15 protein-coding genes are annotated in these 19,053 nt (G+C 36.0%); 10 read left to right on the top strand and 5 right to left on the bottom strand.

Features of this window, described 5'->3' with window-relative positions:
• Positions 1 to 23: 23 nt before the first annotated feature.
• Both NBRC110019_RS14990 and NBRC110019_RS14985 read left to right on the top strand, forming a co-directional pair.
• Entirely contained in the window at positions 24 to 617 is a 594-nt protein-coding gene (locus tag NBRC110019_RS14990) for a hypothetical protein (RefSeq protein ID WP_281756210.1), read from the top strand.
• Entirely contained in the window at positions 618 to 1,106 is a 489-nt protein-coding gene (locus NBRC110019_RS14985; protein ID WP_281756208.1) for a hypothetical protein, read from the top strand.
• A 649-nt stretch (positions 1,107 to 1,755) separates the two neighbouring features.
• Here NBRC110019_RS14985 and NBRC110019_RS14980 read toward each other — a convergent pair.
• Complete coding sequence (locus tag NBRC110019_RS14980; protein ID WP_281756206.1) at positions 1,756 to 2,802, bottom strand: bestrophin family protein; 1,047 nt, start codon at positions 2,800 to 2,802, stop codon at positions 1,756 to 1,758.
• A 719-nt stretch (positions 2,803 to 3,521) separates the two neighbouring features.
• Between NBRC110019_RS14980 and NBRC110019_RS14975 the strand changes: the two genes are divergently transcribed.
• The 6 genes from NBRC110019_RS14975 to NBRC110019_RS14950 all read left to right on the top strand — a co-directional run bounded on the left by NBRC110019_RS14975 (position 3,522) and on the right by NBRC110019_RS14950 (position 11,052).
• Complete coding sequence (locus NBRC110019_RS14975) at positions 3,522 to 4,424, top strand: SPFH domain-containing protein (protein ID WP_281756204.1); 903 nt, start codon at positions 3,522 to 3,524, stop codon at positions 4,422 to 4,424.
• On the top strand, positions 4,400 to 5,071 hold the full coding sequence (locus NBRC110019_RS14970; RefSeq protein WP_281756202.1) for a PIG-L deacetylase family protein: 672 nt from the start codon (positions 4,400 to 4,402) through the stop codon (positions 5,069 to 5,071). Before NBRC110019_RS14975 ends, NBRC110019_RS14970 begins: the two co-directional genes overlap by 25 nt.
• A gap of 16 nt (positions 5,072 to 5,087) precedes the next feature.
• Complete coding sequence (locus tag NBRC110019_RS14965; RefSeq protein ID WP_281756200.1) at positions 5,088 to 6,230, top strand: glycosyltransferase family 4 protein; 1,143 nt, start codon at positions 5,088 to 5,090, stop codon at positions 6,228 to 6,230.
• 339 nt (positions 6,231 to 6,569) lie between these two features.
• A complete protein-coding gene (locus NBRC110019_RS14960) occupies positions 6,570 to 7,766 on the top strand; it encodes a glycoside hydrolase 100 family protein (protein ID WP_281756198.1) in 1,197 nt (398 codons plus the stop codon).
• A 60-nt stretch (positions 7,767 to 7,826) separates the two neighbouring features.
• Positions 7,827 to 8,351, top strand: a complete 525-nt coding sequence (locus tag NBRC110019_RS14955) for a hypothetical protein (protein WP_281756196.1) — start codon at positions 7,827 to 7,829, stop codon at positions 8,349 to 8,351.
• 463 nt (positions 8,352 to 8,814) lie between these two features.
• On the top strand, positions 8,815 to 11,052 hold the full coding sequence (locus tag NBRC110019_RS14950) for a glycosyltransferase family 4 protein (protein WP_281756194.1): 2,238 nt from the start codon (positions 8,815 to 8,817) through the stop codon (positions 11,050 to 11,052).
• An 11-nt stretch (positions 11,053 to 11,063) separates the two neighbouring features.
• Here NBRC110019_RS14950 and NBRC110019_RS14945 read toward each other — a convergent pair whose 3' ends face one another.
• Positions 11,064 to 12,536 carry a glycoside hydrolase family 130 protein gene (locus NBRC110019_RS14945; RefSeq protein WP_281756193.1) on the bottom strand — a complete coding sequence of 491 codons (1,473 nt, stop codon included), beginning with the start codon at positions 12,534 to 12,536 and terminating at the stop codon, positions 11,064 to 11,066.
• Positions 12,537 to 12,807: 271 nt separating this feature from the next.
• Here NBRC110019_RS14945 and NBRC110019_RS14940 point away from each other — a divergent pair, with 271 nt between their 5' ends.
• The gene (locus tag NBRC110019_RS14940) at positions 12,808 to 13,368 is read left to right on the top strand and encodes a helix-turn-helix domain-containing protein (protein ID WP_281756191.1); all 561 of its coding nucleotides are present in this window, start codon (positions 12,808 to 12,810) and stop codon (positions 13,366 to 13,368) included.
• A 76-nt stretch (positions 13,369 to 13,444) separates the two neighbouring features.
• Here the strand turns inward: NBRC110019_RS14940 and NBRC110019_RS14935 are convergent, their stop codons facing one another.
• Positions 13,445 to 14,290 (bottom strand): transposase, encoded by an 846-nt coding sequence (locus tag NBRC110019_RS14935; RefSeq protein ID WP_281756189.1) that lies wholly within the window; start codon positions 14,288 to 14,290, stop codon positions 13,445 to 13,447.
• The gene (locus tag NBRC110019_RS14930; protein WP_281756187.1) at positions 14,191 to 14,790 is read right to left on the bottom strand and encodes a transposase; all 600 of its coding nucleotides are present in this window, start codon (positions 14,788 to 14,790) and stop codon (positions 14,191 to 14,193) included. The genes NBRC110019_RS14935 and NBRC110019_RS14930 overlap by 100 nt, the downstream gene beginning before the upstream one ends.
• A 1,399-nt stretch (positions 14,791 to 16,189) precedes the next feature.
• Between NBRC110019_RS14930 and NBRC110019_RS14920 the strand changes: the two genes are divergently transcribed.
• On the top strand, positions 16,190 to 16,915 hold the full coding sequence (locus NBRC110019_RS14920) for a hypothetical protein (protein ID WP_281756185.1): 726 nt from the start codon (positions 16,190 to 16,192) through the stop codon (positions 16,913 to 16,915).
• 203 nt (positions 16,916 to 17,118) lie between these two features.
• Here NBRC110019_RS14920 and NBRC110019_RS14915 read toward each other — a convergent pair whose 3' ends face one another.
• A complete protein-coding gene (locus NBRC110019_RS14915) occupies positions 17,119 to 18,405 on the bottom strand; it encodes an APC family permease (RefSeq protein ID WP_281756183.1) in 1,287 nt (428 codons plus the stop codon).
• Between the last annotated feature and the right edge of the window lie 648 nt (positions 18,406 to 19,053).

Below are 19,053 nucleotides of genomic sequence, written 5' to 3'. Positions count from 1 at the left end.
TTACATTATAAAATGAATAAATTATGAAAGCTATATACTTGTTTTTAATATCATCTCTTGTAGTATTAAATAGTTGTACTAAAGAAGATAACATTCCAGAGACAGAATATTTATTAGGTATAACCTCTTGGGAGCTGATTACAGAAATTGGAGGAGTACCTATTGATAACGCTTTTCCGCTTCACATTGATGAGGACAAAGTAATTTGGGTAGGCACTTTCGGTAATGGGTTGCTAAAAATTGATGGTGAATATGTAACCCAATTGACTACGGAAAACTCTACAATACCTGATGACATAATTTGGGCTCTAGATTCAGATAGTGACGGATTCGTTTGGGGAGGAACTGCAAATGGGGTATTCAAATATAAAGAAGACTTCACTGTATATAATTCAACAAACTCAGATATGATCTTAGACAATGCATTATGTATAGCTGTAGATGACACTAATAATGTATGGTTTGGAAATGGAAATTCTCAGGAGGGCGGTCTTATGAAATACAATCAAACAGACAATAATTGGCATCTGTATACTCCTAATAATAGTGATATTCCTAATGGAATTATACATGATGTTCATATTACTGAAGATGGAACGGTATGGACTAGACACTGAATGATAAATGGTGTAGGTGGAATCTGGAAAAAAAGTACTGATGGGCAGGAAAAGGTCTATAATACAGATAACTCAAATTTAAATTACAATTGGATAACAACCATAAAAAATGATGCATTAGGAAGTATATGGTCGGGAACTAATGCTGCTGTTTATTTAAATAGTGTACATCTTCACGGAGGAATACAAAATTTAATTAACGATGATTTCATTGACCATAATCCGGCAGACTCTGGCGAAGCAACAAATAGAGTTACCGCTATGGAGTTTGATTGTAATGGAAATCTTTGGGTTGCTACATCTGTGGAAACAGCATTTAATTTAGGATATGAATTATCAGTTTATAACGGAGAGAAATGGTTTGTACTATCTAATGAAATTGAAAATTTCCCTAATTTATACATTAATGATATAGAAATTGATGGAGAAACCGTATGGCTTTCCGTACCTGATTACGGTCTTCTAAAAATAAGTTTAGAATGTGATTGAGAAATTTAAATAGCACAACTGTATATGGAATCATAGCCGTACGTCTTGGGGCAGGTCATGCTTCATATACTAATTTTTGCCCGAAATCAAAACGTCTTTCTGTTATAGCCCATCTCCTGAAATTAAATGCACTGATTCTGCTAATTTTTCAGCCCAAGTCATATGGGCATTCGCCAATTCTTCCATTTCTTTTGGCAATAAATTCTCCATTTTTTCAATGTCTTCGTGTAGTAATAATAAAAACTATTTCATTTTTAATTGTATCGGAAGGAAGGATACAGCCTGAACAACTGCCACAGGCAAAAAAAGGAGAACAGTTGCTACACGCTGTATGTTCATCTCTATAGGAATAACTACTTTATATAATATCCTCACTGCAATGGTCTATAAGGCCACAACACGGAACGGTTGCAGCGAATAAGGTAATCATAGCCTTATAGAGCATCCAATACTTCATCAGGCTTCAAAGATAGTTGAAAATCCGGATTTAGAAAAAGCTGAAAATGCATAGTTGTATGACCCAAATAACATTTGGTCAGTTTCTAACTAGCATGCTGTAACGACTGCCTTTTTAGAGAAATCGTAGCGTTCCAATAGACTATTAACTATGCAGCATAATAATGAACGTGCAAAATCACTCTGTTTTGGGTTACATTTCAGTATCACCGTAACTTGGATGAGGCTTTGGTATTTGTTGAGTGTTCTCACCAATGATTTCTAGAATATCGATTTCTATAGCCCTTGAAATGGTGGTTATCGGAACGTCATTTCGGGTACCCTCAAAAGGATTTTCAGACACATCACCAACGCGTTCCATTAAGATGAAAACCCAAGAAATAATAATACTGACAGGAACCGTCATCCAAACAAAATTAGTGGCTATTAAGCGATAGATAGCATTGGTATGTTTAGTGGTAGCTAATGTAATACCCACCTTATCAAATTCATGCATCAATCCAAATGGGAGCAGAATGATGAAAATCCAGGCAAAAAATAAATTTAATGTAGCAAACTGTCTGGGGTATGGAAAATTTTTAATTCGTTCAGCTTGACCCTGCAATGTAAAGAGTTGTTCAATGATACGGTTGAATTCAATGTGTCGGAAGTTATCTATGAATCCGGCTAATTTGAGCTCCTTAAAATTTTTGGATTGAAGGTTTAGACAGGCGGCTTGCTTATTGGTCATGCGCAAAACAAATTCTTGGTTCTCAGTACTTAGATAGCCCTCAAGTTCTTCCGGCAGGGTATGTTCGTGCTCTTTGACTTTAATGACTGCCATTTGTTCTTTATCGGACTTGCTTATAACGGTAGTTTCCCAAGGCTTTTTGGTACGGAGCGCATAGCGTAGCGATGTCATCCAGGCAATATGACGCATAATGATTACTTTTTTTATTTTGAAAAAGTCATCGTCTTTTATTTCTATTTTTGAAAATTCATTAGTGATAAAATCATTGGTCATCGTGGCTAACAGGCGAGATGTATTAACAATACCTCCATATATTTTTCGGGCTTCCCAAAGTCTTTCATAAGAAGCATTGTTTTTAAACCCGGTGATGAATGCTAGAGAAGTCCCTATTAGCCCAATAGGAAGCCAGGGGAGGTATAACCACTTTAATCCCAAAACATCATAGAGTATTACAGGAATGGTTGATAAGAAGAAAAAGAAATAGAGATATCTTCTTGTCCATAGAAGCATAATTTTGAGGGAATATCCAGGTTTTATATACATAAGCAATGGTAGTTGTAGGTACGTTATTTTTCTTTTCTAAAATCAACTAAACTTAAGCAGTAGAGGGGAATATAGTTTAACGGAGGGATATAATGGAATTTGTAAAGTGGAAGATTGACTAATTTTATTTTTTTATAGTAAGCTGTAAAAATGAAGCTATTAGAGGAAATGAACCTTATAGATTTATAATTAATAGTTGCAGATATTACATGTGTTACTTCTAAGTAATGTTGAACTTAAGTTATATGGATACTGCTTCTATCCCCCCTTAAATATATAAATCTTAACTTCTTAGATATAACACCTTCTATTTTTATTAAATGGATATTTACAGTACTAGTTGAAATTTTTAGTAGACTCTTATAAATAGAAGATTGGAAATTCATTCAGATATCAAAGAGTAGTATACTTATATATACTCGTATACATAACCTCTTAAAAAAAGAAAATATGATAGGAAAAACAAAACGTTATAACGATGGCGATCGGGTTTGCGCCGTAATTAGACCTCAGGTACCATTAACCGTGAGAATATATGCTAATAAAGTCTACTATTGTAACGTAGAGGGAGATGATAAGGCAAAAGAGCAGGTTTACTTTGAGCGCGAGCTGAAACTCTATGTAAAATAATTTCAAGCCTTTTCAAAAGTGATTACGAATAACAAACCTTTTTAAAATTTATGCTTATGTATACTTACATGTATATTATAATACCTGTTATGGTTTTTTTGTTTATCGGAATAAAAATCATAAGACCCACCCAGCGGGGACTTATTGAACGATTGGGAAAGTTCCATCATTTTGCACAGCCGGGTTTTCATTGGATTATCCCTATTGTAGACCGTATGTTTGTAGTGAACATTACCGAACAAATGGTAGATGCCGAACCCCAAGAAATTATCACCAATGACAATTTAAACGCCCGGGTAGATGCACAGGTTTATTTCCGGATAAAGGATGATGAAGAGAGTGTAAAAGGTGCTGTATATAACGTAAATGATTATAGATATCAGATTGTAAATCTTGCCAGAACTACCTTGAGAAACATTATTGGTACCCTTACATTAAAATCTGCCAATAGTGAACGCGGAAAAATAAATGCGGAATTGTATACAACCCTGCATAACGAAACGATTAGTTGGGGAATTCAGGTAGTACGTACTGAACTTAAGGAAATTGATCCTCCGAAGGACGTTCAAGAAACCATGAATAAAGTGGTGAAAGCGGAAAATGAAAAGATTGCAGCTATAGATTCTGCCACCGCCGCTGAAACAGTAGCTGACGGAATTAAACGGGCAGCAATTAAAAAGGCAGAAGGGTATAAGCGTTCTAAAATATTACATGCTGAAGGAAAAGCAGAAGCAATTAAACTGGTAAACGAAGCAGCGCATACGTACTTTATAGGAAATGCACAATTGCTAAGAAAATTGGAAACCGTTGAAAACTCGCTGAAAAACAATGCAAAAATTGTAGTGCCATCCGGAAGCGATCTGGTCAATGTAATCGGAGAACTAGCCGGAACCGTGCTTCCCATACCTAAAAAAAAAATTGATAATACAGTTAGATGGAAAAACGAAAGAGACGATTAAACCAACGAACAATTTTGGTAATTGTAGCCCACCCGGATGATGAAACGTTATGGTGTGGAGGTACCATCCTAAGCAACCCTCAGGATGATTGGTATGTGGTTTCCCTTTGTCGCGCTTTTGATACTGATCGTGCCCCCAGGTTTTATAAAGCATTAGAAGCGTTGGGGGCTCAAGGAACGATGGGTAGTTTAAATGATGATGCAGCACAAACCCCATTGGCATTGGAGAAAGTTCAGGAGGTAATAGAAACCTTGGTGCCGCAAAGAGCTTTTGATCTGATTATCACTCATAATCCATCGGGTGAATATACCCGACATTTGCGCCATGAGGAAGTAAGCCGCGCCGTGATTCAACTGTGGAGTGATGGGGTTATTAAAGCGAAGGAGTTGTGGACGTTTGCCTATAATGATGGAAATGGAAGCCATATACCGGACGTTACCGAAGGAGCTCCCTTAAAGCAATTGTTGAATACGCTGATCTGGAAACGTAAGTATCGAATCATTACCCGAATTTATGGTTTTACCTCTAAAAGTTTTGAGGCACGAACTACTCCCAGAAGAGAAGCCTTTTGGCAATTTAAAACAACCATGCATGCCATGGAATGGATTCATAAAGACGGGAATGCGGCACAATTTAATCATTTATAATTAAAAAATACATCCCATGAAAGTACTGGTGCTATACGATTATCCTCCATCGCCCGGAGGATTAGCTACCCAAGGAGATTTGCTCTACCGGGGACTTCAAGAGTTAGGGGTGGATGTCCATGCGGCACATTTTGAATCGGCTCAGGAGAAAGAATGGTATTATCGCTGGTTTAAACCCGATATGGTTGTAGGGGTAGGCTATTGGGGTCATACACCGCAATTAGTGCTTCACCCCAAGCGTTACGGTATAATGGCTGTTCCTTGGTTAGTGGCAGATGGATACATTGCCAATTATCAGGAAGTGTTAAACAGATTACCTCTTATTTTAGTGACATCACATTGGGTAAAAGAAATGTATGTACGAGACGGTATTGATTCTTCGATTATTGAAGTGTTGCCGGTAGGGTGCGATACCGATGCATTTATTCCTTTTGCAAAGGATGATCCTAAAATCATGGCTGTCAGAGAAGCTTTAGGTGTTGCTCCGGATCAACTGATGATTCTTACCATTGGAGGAGATGCGGCTTCCAAAGGAGCCAGAGAAGTAATGCAGGCATTGGTGCTTATTGATGCTAAGGCACCCGATTGGAAATACGTCTGTAAGGTTTGGCCACAACCCAGAACCAAAGTACAAAATCTGCTAGACCTTGAACTAGCCACCCAACTAGGGATAGAAAAAAACGTAACCTATGCCACCAATACCATTTCCCGCAATTTTATGCCTTACTTAGTAGCTGCCTGCGACATTTATGCAGCTCCTTCCCGATTGGAAGGTTTCGGAATGGCACAGGTAGAAGCAGGATCTTGTGAAAAACCTGTTATTGGTATCAATGCTATGGGAATGCTAGATACCTTGATTCATGAAAAAACAGCTTTTCTGGCAAAAGTAGCCGAAAAAATAACCGTAGGAGAGGTGATTTTAGGACAGGAATCCGGTTTTGCAGAACATCATAAGGTACATTTTGATATACCACGTACCGTTGATTATCGTGCCGATGTACAAGATATAGCAGACCATCTGCTCACCCTCATGTTTGATCCATTACTGCGTGAGCATATGGGAAAGGCCGGAAGAGTGCACGTTGAGAAAAATTTTAATTACAAAATAGTGGCAAAACGGTTTCTGGATATTCTACAGAACAGGCTTGGGATGAATTGATTTTAGATGGTTTTAAGATGGAAATTAATACCTTATAAGAATGCTGTTAAATTTTGAAGCAAACAAATTAACTCACAAGAATTTGGATTACCTAAAAAAATTGAAAGGACATCTAATCTTTAGGAAATAAAACCATTTGATACAACCAAGATATCGAGTACCGTTACAGACAGTTTTATACTTAATAGTATACAGGCCTCTGTGCTTCAAATACATTAAAAGTATGTGAAATCTACAATGAACCGGTCATCATGAAATGACAAGTTCATAACAGTAAAGTTTTGCGAATATACTAAGTGAATTTCTAAAGATGGAAGTTTGCAACAAACCTATAAAAATATGGAAATTGAAAATAGACAAATAATCCAACAGGCCAAGAAGGCTGCATTAGAAGTTTTATTGCATAATACGCATGGCCCTTTTGATGGATTGCCCCGCACCGCAGGATGGGGATATCCCGAACCTTATACCCGGGATTTACTACTTTCCATATTAGGTGTAGCTGTTACTGGAAATAAGGTACTGGTTGACAGTATGAAGCTGATTTTAGAAACGCTTGCAGAGAACCAAACAAAAAATGGTCATATTTCTTCATTGGTACACAGCAAAAATGATTTAGGAGCAAGTGATACCACCCCATTATTTCTTTTTGCTATAGGGGTGTACAGAAAATTAACTAATGAGCCTGATTTTTTGGAAAAAGCGGTTGAAAAGGCAATGGTTTGGATGGAATACCAAAGCCCTTCTGATGGTTATTTAATAGCCCAACAACCTACAAGTGATTGGCGTGATGAACAATGGATATATGGATATGGACTATACGTAAATACCTTGTCCTATAGTTATTTAGCTGTCTTGGGACACAAAGACAGAGCTCAGGGTGTCCGAAATGAGATGGATCATTTGACCTTAAAGGAAAAAAGTATGGATCATTTTAATTTGCATGAAGGTTTAAAAATAAATAACAAACCCTATTATGCTTGCTGGTCTTATAAAAATTTTAGCAGTAATCGTTTTGATTTATTGGGAAATTCTCTAGCCATTCTAGCAGGCATTTCAACGGCTGAAGATGCAGAAAAAACAATTCAGTGGGTAGAAGATCAGTTGTCTGACCTCCGAGAAAATGATCAACTTAGAGGCGATTTACCTCCTAATTTTTTCCCGTATATTTTACCGGGGGATGATGATTGGTTGCAGCGATATGAAAGGTATAATATGCCGGGAAATTATCACAATGGTGGGGTTTGGCCTTTTATTTGTGCTTTCTATGTGGCTGCACTTGTCGCAAATCAAAAATATGCTTTAGCTGAAGAAAAGTTATTGGCGCTTGCCCAACTTAACAGAAGAGCCAACAATGAGAAACTTAAATTTGGTTTTAATGAATGGATTGGGGCTTTGGATGGTAAACCAATGGGGCAGGACTGGCAAAGTTGGAGTGCAGCCTTATTTCTTTATGCAGTAGCTTGTGTTGAACAAAAAAGAACTCCTTTTTTTGACGAAATAAGAGAAGCCGGACAGGGGCAGGATTATTGGTAGTAATCTTAGTGATTTTACACTTCAAATTCAAAAATCAATACAACTGTAAAATCTGCAATAATGAAATTTATAACTGTAATGCTTTACTGGTTTGAAAAAGTGATATTTAATAAAACAAATAAACTAAATGAAATTATGGAATCATATATAAAAAAGAGGAATGGAAAGAAAATTCTTCAAACAGTTTTAGTCGCAATACTTATGTTATCGGTTGTATCATGTGCCAAAAAAATAGTATTCCAAGAGTCATCTGTTGTTCCGGCTGCCAAGGGCTATGTAAAAATACATACAGATAAAAATAACAATAACAACTATGTACTAGATATTAATGTGGTGGATCTGGCGGACGTGAGTAGGCTGCAACCTCCTAAAAAAAGTTATGTAGCATGGATGTTAACCGATAAGAGTGAAATCATAAAATTAGGACAATTAAATAGTAAAACAGGCTTTATGTCTAAACAAATGAAAGCCTCTATAGAAACTGTCTCTTCTTATAATCCTGTAAAAGTATATATTACAGCAGAAGATGATAGCGATGTGTTACATCCTGACAACCTGATCATATTAACGACTTCTAAATTTTGACGTAACTATATGAGCTTCATAACTCATTAAGTAAAACATGAAATGGAATACCACAGGATTATGAGTGAAGAATTGAAGAAACCTTATTGTGTGAGGTTCGTGTAGGGTATATTTTTATACTTTTCCGTGAATTATGTAACATAATTATTTAATTCTATAGCATACATCCCATTAAATGGGAGTACCTTCCTTTTGCCAGAGCGGCTCAATTAATTATAAAAATATTTTATATGTCTAAAGATAAAAAGAAATCGGAAAAGAACAATAAGAAAAAAGCAGTGAAAGATTTGATGGAGAAACGTGCCGATAAGGCTGAAAAAAAGAATGAAAAAAAGAAAGAATAATATACTGATTGTTCATAGTATCCATTCGTATTTCAAACATACAATCGGCTGTTACAGTTAGTTGTGATCATCGCTGAACGGTCGAGTTCAGCGATGATCTTTTTTTAAATATAAATCTTATGAAAATAGCCTTTGTGGGTACATACCCTCCCCGGGAATGCGGTATTGGTACATTTACTCAAAACTTAGTGCAATCCATAGCCGGAAACACCTTACCGGATCAGGCGGAACATGAGCTGATGGTGTTAGCCATGAATGATCATCACATTGTTTATAACTATCCGAAAGAGGTTAAATTAATTATAGAGCAGGAAGAACAGACAGACTACCTGAAAGCTGCCGATTTTATTAATATCAGTGGTGCAGATCTGTGTATTCTGGAACATGAATTCGGAATTTTTGGAGGATTAAACGGAGTGTATATATTACCGTTGCTGTATCGTGTGCAGGTACCGGTGGTTGTTACCCTACATACTATCCTAGAAAATCCCTCTTATAATGAACGGGCCATACTAAAGGAGATTTGTAAAATGGCTGCTAAATTAGTAGTCATGTCCCAAAAAGCGGTTCAGTTCCTGCAAAGCATCTATGAGGTTCCGGAACATAAAATAGCCGTTATAGAACATGGGGTACCCGACCTTCATTTTGACCGAATGCATTCCAAGAGAAACTTTAAGCTGGAAGCCCATAAGGTGCTGTTGACCTTTGGATTTATGGGAAGAAATAAAGGGCTGGAAATTGTAATTAAAGCATTACCGGAAATTATTAGACGTCATCCGGAGGTATTATACATTGTTATTGGTAAAACACACCCGAATGTATTGCGACATTCCGGAGAAGAGTACCGTAATTACCTGCAATTGCTCATTAAAAGCCTAAAGCTCAGTAAACATGTTGTATTTTTAAATGAGTTTATTGAAGAAACAGAACTATTTAAATATCTTGCGGCTTGCGATATTTATATGACTCCCTATGTAAATGAAGCTCAAATTACCAGTGGTACTTTATCCTATGCATTAGGTGCAGGTTGTGTAGTAGTTTCTACACCTTTCTGGCATGCCGCTGAACTATTGGCAGAGGGTAGGGGGGTATTATTCGATTTTAACAATACAGAAATGTTATCCGATACTTTAAATCATTTGTTGGATACTCCTCAGGAATGTGAAGACATTCAGGAAAGAGCTATGGCATACGGACGGAATTTGATATGGACGGAAATAGGAAAGCAATACGCTGCCCTATGCCAGAGCATTTTGGAACAACCTGAAATGCTTATAACCCCCAAAGAAACTACACTAGATCCTTTGATGTTACCCCCATTTTCGTTAACCCATATCAAAAGACTAACTGATGATACCGGCATTATTCAACACGCAAAATTTGGTATTCCTAATTTAAAAGAAGGTTATTGTTTAGATGACAATGCCCGGGCTTTACTAATGGCATTAATGACGTATAAACGAAATAAAGATGAGCAGGCTTTGGAACTTATGCCCATTTACCTCAGTTATATTCATTACATGCAGCATAAGGATGGTACTTTCCGGAATTTTTTAAGTTTTAATCGGAGTTTTCTCGATGAAGTGGGATCCGAAGATTCTTTTGGAAGAACCATTTGGGCTTTGGGATATTTATTAGGAAATTCACCTAACGATGCATATTACCAGACGGGTAGATTGCTTTTTTTTGATGCTGCCCCAAATTTTGAACACTTGAAATCCATAAGGAGTGTTGCCAATACCATTATTGGGATATGCTATTACCTGAGTAAAAATCCATCTGATGATGAGATGACGGAACGCTTACGGAATTTAACAAAAAAACTAACCTTAAAATATGATGAACACCATACCGAAGACTGGCAGTGGTTTGAAAATTTGTTAGCCTATGACAATGCTATACTTCCACTTTCTTTATTACATGCTTCACAACACTTAAATGATTTGTATGTTACCAAGGTAGCTTTTATTACCATGGATTTTCTTACTGGTCATACCATGAAAGAGGGATACTTATCAGTAATTGGAAATAAAGATTGGTTTGTTAAAGATGGAGTAAGGTCCATCTTTGCACAACAACCTATTGATGCGCTGGCCATGGTTTTAATGTATCACCAAGCTTTTATATGTACCCATGATAAAACATTTCTGAATCTGCTTTTCAGCTCCTTTATGTGGTTTTTAGGAGAGAACGATTTACGCATGAGTCTATACGATTTTGAAACCAAAGGATGTTGTGACGGCTTTGAGAATTATGGTGTGAACAGGAACCAAGGAGCTGAAAGTTCGCTGGCTTATTTAATGTCTCATTTAACCGTTTTACAAGCACATGAAGAATTTATGATGTTTGGCCGGTAAGGGAGAGGTAGTTACAAATGGTTGTTTCGTAAGACCTCCATCAAAACCGGTAGGGATATTACGGCATAAGAGGAAGCATAATCGGAAATGGCATAAGGTAATATCAAACTATCATTATGTATCAATGCACCACAGGAATAGACTACATTGGGGACATATCCTTCTCGTTCCCTTTCCAATGGAACCAGTAGAGGTTCTTTTAATCGACCAATGACCTGAGTAGGGTCGCTTAGACTTAAAAGTGATACCCCAATACAATAACGTCGCATAGGACCAACACCATGGGTAATAAGTAACCATCCTTCAGGAGTCCATAGTGGAGAACCACAATTACCCATATGGTTTAGTTCCCAAGGGAATTCCGGCTCCTGTAGTAAAATAGGATTATTCCAGACCGTTATTCTAGAAGAATACATTATATAATTATTTATTCCATCTACCCGGGCGAGCATGGCATAGTTGCCATTAATTTTCCGTGGGAATAAGGCTAAATTTTTATTTTGTGCACCATTTCCTAATAAGGGCATCATTCTGAAAGTGTAAAAATCTTTTGTAGCTAGTAATTTGGGTAAGATGGTCTGTCCGTTAAAAGCCGTATAAGTAGCATATACTTTAACGGAATGATCGTCTTCATCATACAATCGCACAAAACGGGCATCTTCAATACCATTTTTCTCGGAAGCAGATAAGGGAAAAATAACACGCTCACTTAAGTCAGAATCTCCTTGAAATTGTACATCGTAATAGGAATCGATAAGCCAGGTAATCTCTACAATGGCTTTTCTTTGTTCAGCACTTACAAACTCCTTTTCCAACATTCGATCCATACTATTTAACAACATCATGTATTCGAATTTCTCAGGAAGTGTTTCCATAAATCCGGCAGTGTATTTTTCTGGAATATGCATTTCAGACATTTTAGTAATGAACCGTTTTTTATCGTATAGATTCTTATGAATAATTTCGGCCATTTCAATATGTTTTCCCACCTTTACTATTCGTAGGTTGTTTTCTTTATCTAAAATAGCTCTTCGGAAGACAACTGAAGAAATATGCCCTTCTCCTGTAGCCCGGAACGATAAAATAACTCTTTTTTCTCCTGCCTCCAAAAATGTTTGATCTGGATCTTCTACAATCGAAGGATTAAAAAGTGCAGCAGCTTCAACAGCATATTCCATGGTGGAGTAAGCTCCCAGTAACATTTTACGCTGATCTGTTAGTTGGTCGTAAGGTATTCCGTAGCGCTCAATAATAGGGTTGATTTGTTCACAATGCCTATGAAATACTTCAAATAGGTTGCGATGTCGTCCGGCAAATTCTCGCAATGTTTGCTCTAAAATAAGCCGTACCTGTGGCTCGTCTAACATCATCACCCGTTGAAGTAAACTTTTTGTGTGAAGCTCTCCGTTGGAAAAAAAGCGGGTAATTACCCGTGATGGATCAGGAAAAAATTGAATATCTTTTCGAAGTATAGGGATTTGCATAGCTTATTACATTAGTCTCAAGCTAATGAGATAAACCGAAAGGTAAACTTTCGAAAGGATTTAAAGTTCCAGATAAAAAGATAGTCTTTACATATTTAAAGGAGCAGGGAGTTATTTTATTTTCCGATATGAATCCCCTAGGTTATGCTAGTGTAGTACTTATAGTATTGTTAATTAATAGCATTATATGATTCTGATTGAATATCTTTAAGGAGATGAAGTTGAGAAGATATGAAGGCTTTTTAAACGTTCCTAAATGGAAAAATGATTTATGATTTTATATATAAAATACATGGTGAGTCTTCGTTGTAAAATGATGGTAAAGTCTGAACTTGAAAAGTTAGGCTTAGAATACCGATCTATAGATTTGGGAATGGTAGAACTTTTGAAACCCATTACACCAATGCAACGTAGTGAACTGGATCGTAATCTACTGGGATCAGGTCTTGAATTAATGGAGGATAAAAAAAGTATTCTTATTGAGAAAATAAAAGCTCTTATTATACACATGATTCATTTTTCCGATGAACTGCCTCAGGTAAACAACTCTGATTATATCAGCGAAAAAATAGGATATGATTATATTTATCTTTCGAACCTTTTTTCAGAAGTGAAAGGTATTACCCTACAGCAGTTTATCATCATACATAAAATAGAAAAGGTGAAAGAGTTATTGTTGTATGATGAACTAAATCTTACCGAAATTGCGTACCGTCTTCATTATAGTAGTGTGGGGCACTTGTCCAGCCAGTTTAAGAAAATAACCGGACTAACGCCAACATTTTATAAACAGATAAAGAACAAGCGTAGAGAAAACCTGGAAGACATTTAACTTATTTCACTGGTATAAAGTGATGATGATTCACTATCCAATCAGTTTGATCTTCAAAAGTCTATTGAGTTGACCCTTAAAAAAGGGTTATAGGTTTGGTCATTAGTTTGTGTCTGGTAATATCTACGGAGAAAAAACCGTTGTAATTGTGTAGATCGATTTCTAAACAGAGCCAACCTTTAGCCTGTTGGAGTTTTACCATCAATTTCTTGAAGTTAAACCCGGCGGCGGCCATGATAAAATTGATACTGTCGCCCATTTGTCCTTTCAAGAAGTTTCTCGCTACCCTATGATCTGCTTTCAGATGCCCGATAATGGGTTCTATGGCTGCCCTTCTGCGATGATGTTTGCGTTTTTTTCGTTTTTGATACGCACTGTCCCTTTTTAATGGGGGCTTTGGAAGAAGTATCTGGGTGTTCCCTACTTGTTGTTTTCCCTGATATCCCCTGTCCACAGTAGCTGTTTTAAGGGACTTCCCGGTCAGGGTTTGAGCCTGTTGCAACACTTCTTCCAGGGTATGTCCATCATACACATTGGTTTTAAAGGTCATGGCTCCTACAATAATCCCTGTCTTTTGTGTCAATACCACAGAGGCCTTGCAGCCATATTCATATTTCTTATGGGTTTTGCCTTTGCTCATACAGTAGACTTGGGGTTCGTGCAGGCTGTAAATCTTATCCTTGCTGTCTTTTTGTTGGGACAGTACCTTTTTAAAGAGCTCTAGTTCCCGGGCAAAGTCTCCCGGTGGAAGTTTACGCTCTAACTCCCTGACCAAGCGCCCGGCTACGGTCTTGAGCTTCCGCTTGGCCGCATCGGCTTTTTTCAGGCGTTTAGGATGAGTGCCATTGTAGGTATCCCGAAGCAGTTGTTTGGCCGTGTATTTATAGCTCCTGCGCAGGGCGATAGCTTCTTTTTTACACATTTGTCTATAATCTTTTTATGCAACTTGGCATCGGTAGGATAGGTGATGTTCTTCTCCTGAGCAGTGCTATCTACACTCACATCAGGATCCTGCCCGTCCTTACCATGCTTATCTATCGAATGCTTCAGGATTTTTTCTACCCCCGATTCTCCAATACGTTGCCGGAAGTGTACCAAGTCACTGGCTGCACAGGGCTGTCCCCAGTGTTGCTGCTGTTCTCCACTGAAATATTGAAAATACGCATTCATCTCCCAATGTTCTTCCACCAGCTTTTCATCTGAGAGGTTGTAGATCGATTTGAGCAATAACAGCGAGGTCATCAAGCGAATACTATGGGCTGGACGCCCCTTATCCGAATACAAAACGGAAAACTCATCTTCAAAATACCCCCAGTCGATCTCATGGGCTAAAAGATATAGTGGATGCCCGGGATTCAGCTGTTCAGCCAAGGTCGGAGCTAAAAAATTAAGTTGGGATATAGATTTGTCTTTTGCACGCATTTGACAAGGTTTTACTCCGTAATTTACTAAAATATGGTCATTTGGAACACCTTTTTAACTGAAAAATCACCCGAAATATTAGTAAAATCAATACGTCAGCCTATTTTTAAGGTTTGACTATTGAACGGCTCTTTGAGCTTATTCATTCCTTTTCGTCCTTTACTCACAAAAGCATTTACACCCAAATACTTAACTATTTTTCGTGCCATTTGGCGTCGTTCATCTATGTGAAAAACAATAATTTTTAAATAGAAATGTCTTTTTAACCGTTTCTACCAAATTGATTCCAGAAGGATAATCTTGATTTCTGTAATCTTTTTTTAGAAGATAAATCTGTAATTAGTAACTCAAGAGGTTGTTAGTCTAACTCGGCTGTTTTCAGTTTTAACATGGCATCATTACAATAGCTTAAATAAGGTTACATAAAAGCAATTAAGTCTAGTTATTTTATTATTAGTATAGTTAATATTAGCTGCTTAAATAACAATCAATTTTAAAATTGTATCTATTTTAAATCTCCAATAGTTTATTCTATAATTGGCTTCACTTATTCTATAATTTGCCTTAGCATCTATAACATCTGAATATGCTTGCTGCCAAAGTACTTGCGCTTCTAAAACATCTTTTCCTGTTACAGTTCCTGCATCAAATCTATCTTGATTTAATCTTAGATTTTCAAATTAATTACTTTCATTTAAATCTAAAATGAATAATTTTGTATTAATCGATGGTTGTAATGTGCAGTTCATCAATTTTTTACAGTTTTTAGAAGATAAACACCTGACAAATAGAAGGTTAAAAGATAGCAGGTAATCCTGTCGCGATCACAAGAGAATCAAGGCTTTACAGAAATGTAAAGCCTTTCTTGTTTCTGAATTGCCCGAAAATTGCCCGATTTTTTCTGAAATAATTAAAATATGGAAGCATACTTTTTGGTTTAAACTCATAACCCGAACTGGTTCGAGTCCAGTTCCTGCTACTAAATAAGAAGTCAAATATATCTTAATCAGAGAGTTTACTTTTTTATTCTCGAATAATATTCAGATATACAAATCAAAGTAAGAATATCTATTTTTTTATAATTTATAAAACTATTCATTTATAGTTTTTAGATCTATAATTTCAGGTAGGGGTATACCAAAAAAGAACTTATAGTCCCCCATTCTTCCTAAGTGGTAGGGTAGCATCTGAAAAACTAAAAGCAAAACAAATAATGAAATTTAACAAAGAAATTTTTGTAAGTATTTATTTTATATTCATATGTAAAAGATTAACGTTATAATTAATTTTTTACATATAAATGGCACTAAATAGAGATAATTTCACAAAGAAAACAGTTGATATCCTTGCTAAAAGAGTAGGCTATTTATGTTCAAACCCTGGCTGTAGAAAACACACTGTGGGACCAAATGCAATTAAAGACAAGGCTTCTATATTAGGAATTGCGGCTCATATAACAGCGGCATCAGTCGGTGGACCTAGATATGATGCTAATTTAAGTGTAGGACAAAGAAAAGATATCGATAATGGTATTTGGTTATGTGCAAATTGTGCAACGCTTATAGATAAAGACCCTAATACATTTTCTGTTGCTCTTTTGAATAAATGGAAAAAGGATGCAGAAGATGAAATGAATAATCAGTTAAGAGGAATAACACTTAACAAAGAAAGACCTTTTTTAGAAGCTGACCTTATATGGTCAAATAGCCAGAGATGGAATAGAGGATATAGTCAGAAAAATGGGGAGTTGTATGGAAATGTTATTGTTTTGGGAGAAAATCAACCAATTATTTGGTGGGATTTAGTTTGGAACTTTCACATAGCAATTTATAATAATTCTCAGTTCCCGGCATTTAACATTAAGATAGAACGTATTGCAGGCACAGAATTTAATTCGATCGAAAAGCTCCCTAATTTACCGCCTTATGCTAACTTAAGCTTAAGAGCTAAATTTGAAGAACTATTTGAAGGTGTTTCAACTGAGGCAGATAAATTGATAAAGCCTAAAGTCCCTCACATTATACAAGGCTTGCAAATGAAAATTTCTTATAATGATGAAAAAGGAGTTCAACATGCGACAATATTCAGAGTAAATGGAGATGAACTTGACAATACGAAGGCTTGAATTATTTGTCAAAAATGATGAATAACAACGCTTTGAAGAGTAAGAAAATACAAAGATGGATTCATCATCGAAAGAGTTGTAATCCTTGAATTTTACATGCAGTTGTCACTTTTAAAACATTCACTACCGATAAAAACAACAAAGTCGCTCTAAAGCGACTTGTATCATTAATCTTTTACGGTTATTTAAGAGTTGTGCAACAGCTACCCATTGTTGGGCACAGTTTTTTTGTATGCATATTCTAATAAGAAACAAAATAAAATAATTCCCAATGCAGTTAAAACTCCGATTTTGTTTTCAGAAAATTGTTGGATTATTAAAGTCATAAATGCTAATGAACAAAGTATGGTTGCTAATAAATGAATCCATTTTTTTGATTCTAATTCTTGATGTCTTTTAAAACCGATAAAATTGACTATTGCAAAAATTAAAAGAAATCCAGCACTTCCAGCAGTCGATATACTCTGTAAATTAAATAAGTTTACCAAGGTAATAGATAAAATTGCAGTTATAATTAAGCCTATTGGTTTACCCCAAAATTTATGAGTAAAATATTGTGGTAATTCTTTATCTTCAGCAATATCGTAGTTAATTCTTCCACTTCCTAATACGGTTGCGTTAATTGCCGAAAATGTAGAAATCAATGCAGTAATGGTTATAATTGTAAATCCGATTTGCCCTAATGTTGGTTCAGCTACTTTCGCTAAAACATAGTCTTGGGCATTTGCAATTTCTTTAAAAGGTAACGCACCTACTGTTACAATAGCTATTAAGATATACAAAATAACAACAAAACCGACTGCACCAAAATATGCTTTTTCAGTATTTTTCTCTTTGTTTTTTAAATCGGAAATAGAGTTGGCTATCAATTCAAAGCCTTCATAAGCAACAAAAATAACCATACCTCCTGAAAGTATTAACATAGGATTTTCCCAATTACTTGGTGCCAATTGCCCAAGATTTTCTGGGTGTAAAGAAAAACCATAAAACCCAACTCCAATAAAACCAATTAAAATAATTAGTTTTATAACAACAGCTATTGACTCTATTTCGCCAACAAGTTTTACACTCAAGTAGTTGATGAATAGCGCAATTAGTATAATTGCACTTTGAAAAATCCGAGTATCGATTTCTTTATTTCCGGTTATAGAAATCATCTCTGCTCCATAAGCCCCAAAAGCCGAAGCATAAAGGGCTAACATTACAATATAACTTACCCAAAGTAGGTTATTAATTCCACCCGCAAAAATTCCGTTTCCATATTGTTGATGCACAAATCGTACAGTTCCACCATTTTCTGGATATTTTTTGGAAAGTTTAGCGTAAGAATATGCTGTTAATAAAGCAATTAAGCCTGCGAATAAAAAGGCAACAGGTGTTGCACCTTTAGCCAATGACACTGCTAATCCTAAAACCGCAAATATTCCACCACCAACCATTCCACCAATTCCGATAGAAATAGCGTCTTTTAGACTTATTTTTTTATTCATATTATTTTGGTTTCTCAAATGTTTAGTCCTGAAATATGGCTACAGGTTAAAAATAGATTTACGCTGTTTTTAAATATACCATATTGGGTGTTTTATAGTCTAAAGATACATGTAATCTTATTTTATTGTATAGATTAATTGCGTTTTTTGTACCTTTCTTTGTAATTGATGAATTCTAATCCCAGTCAAAATTTACCAAACAAGCAAAAGGCTGCGAAAATCAGAAACGCTATTTTAGAAGACATCTAAGCATTTAAAGAAGCCAAGCTCTAAACAATCCGTATAAAATTAATCCTTAAAATTACTATACGGTTATAAAAACTTTCTAGTATTATACTACCATCCAGCTTATCCCATCAATGTTAAACTATCTAAATTCTTACACCGTTTTGGTGTTTTGAGATAGGATTGCTGTATACAAAAATACAGCAGTACAAATCAGCTTAAAACTCAAATCTCAAATAAACTTTATAGCAAAAAGTTGAACCTATAATAGTGGTTCAGACCCACAACTAAAATTCAAAAATTTCATCAGACATCACGTCAGGGGAAATCAATCCCCTAAATTAGGATGGGTTCAATGAACCTGAATGATGTTTGTGCTAATCACTACCTAACCATTATAAAGGACCTAGCAAATGAAGCATA

Origin of the sequence: Neptunitalea chrysea (assembly GCF_027924145.1) — a bacterium.
Taxonomy (GTDB): Bacteria; Bacteroidota; Bacteroidia; order Flavobacteriales; family Flavobacteriaceae; genus Neptunitalea; species Neptunitalea chrysea.
The sequence above is the reverse complement of the archived record's forward strand: the minus strand, read 5'-3'. Positions and strand labels throughout refer to the sequence as shown.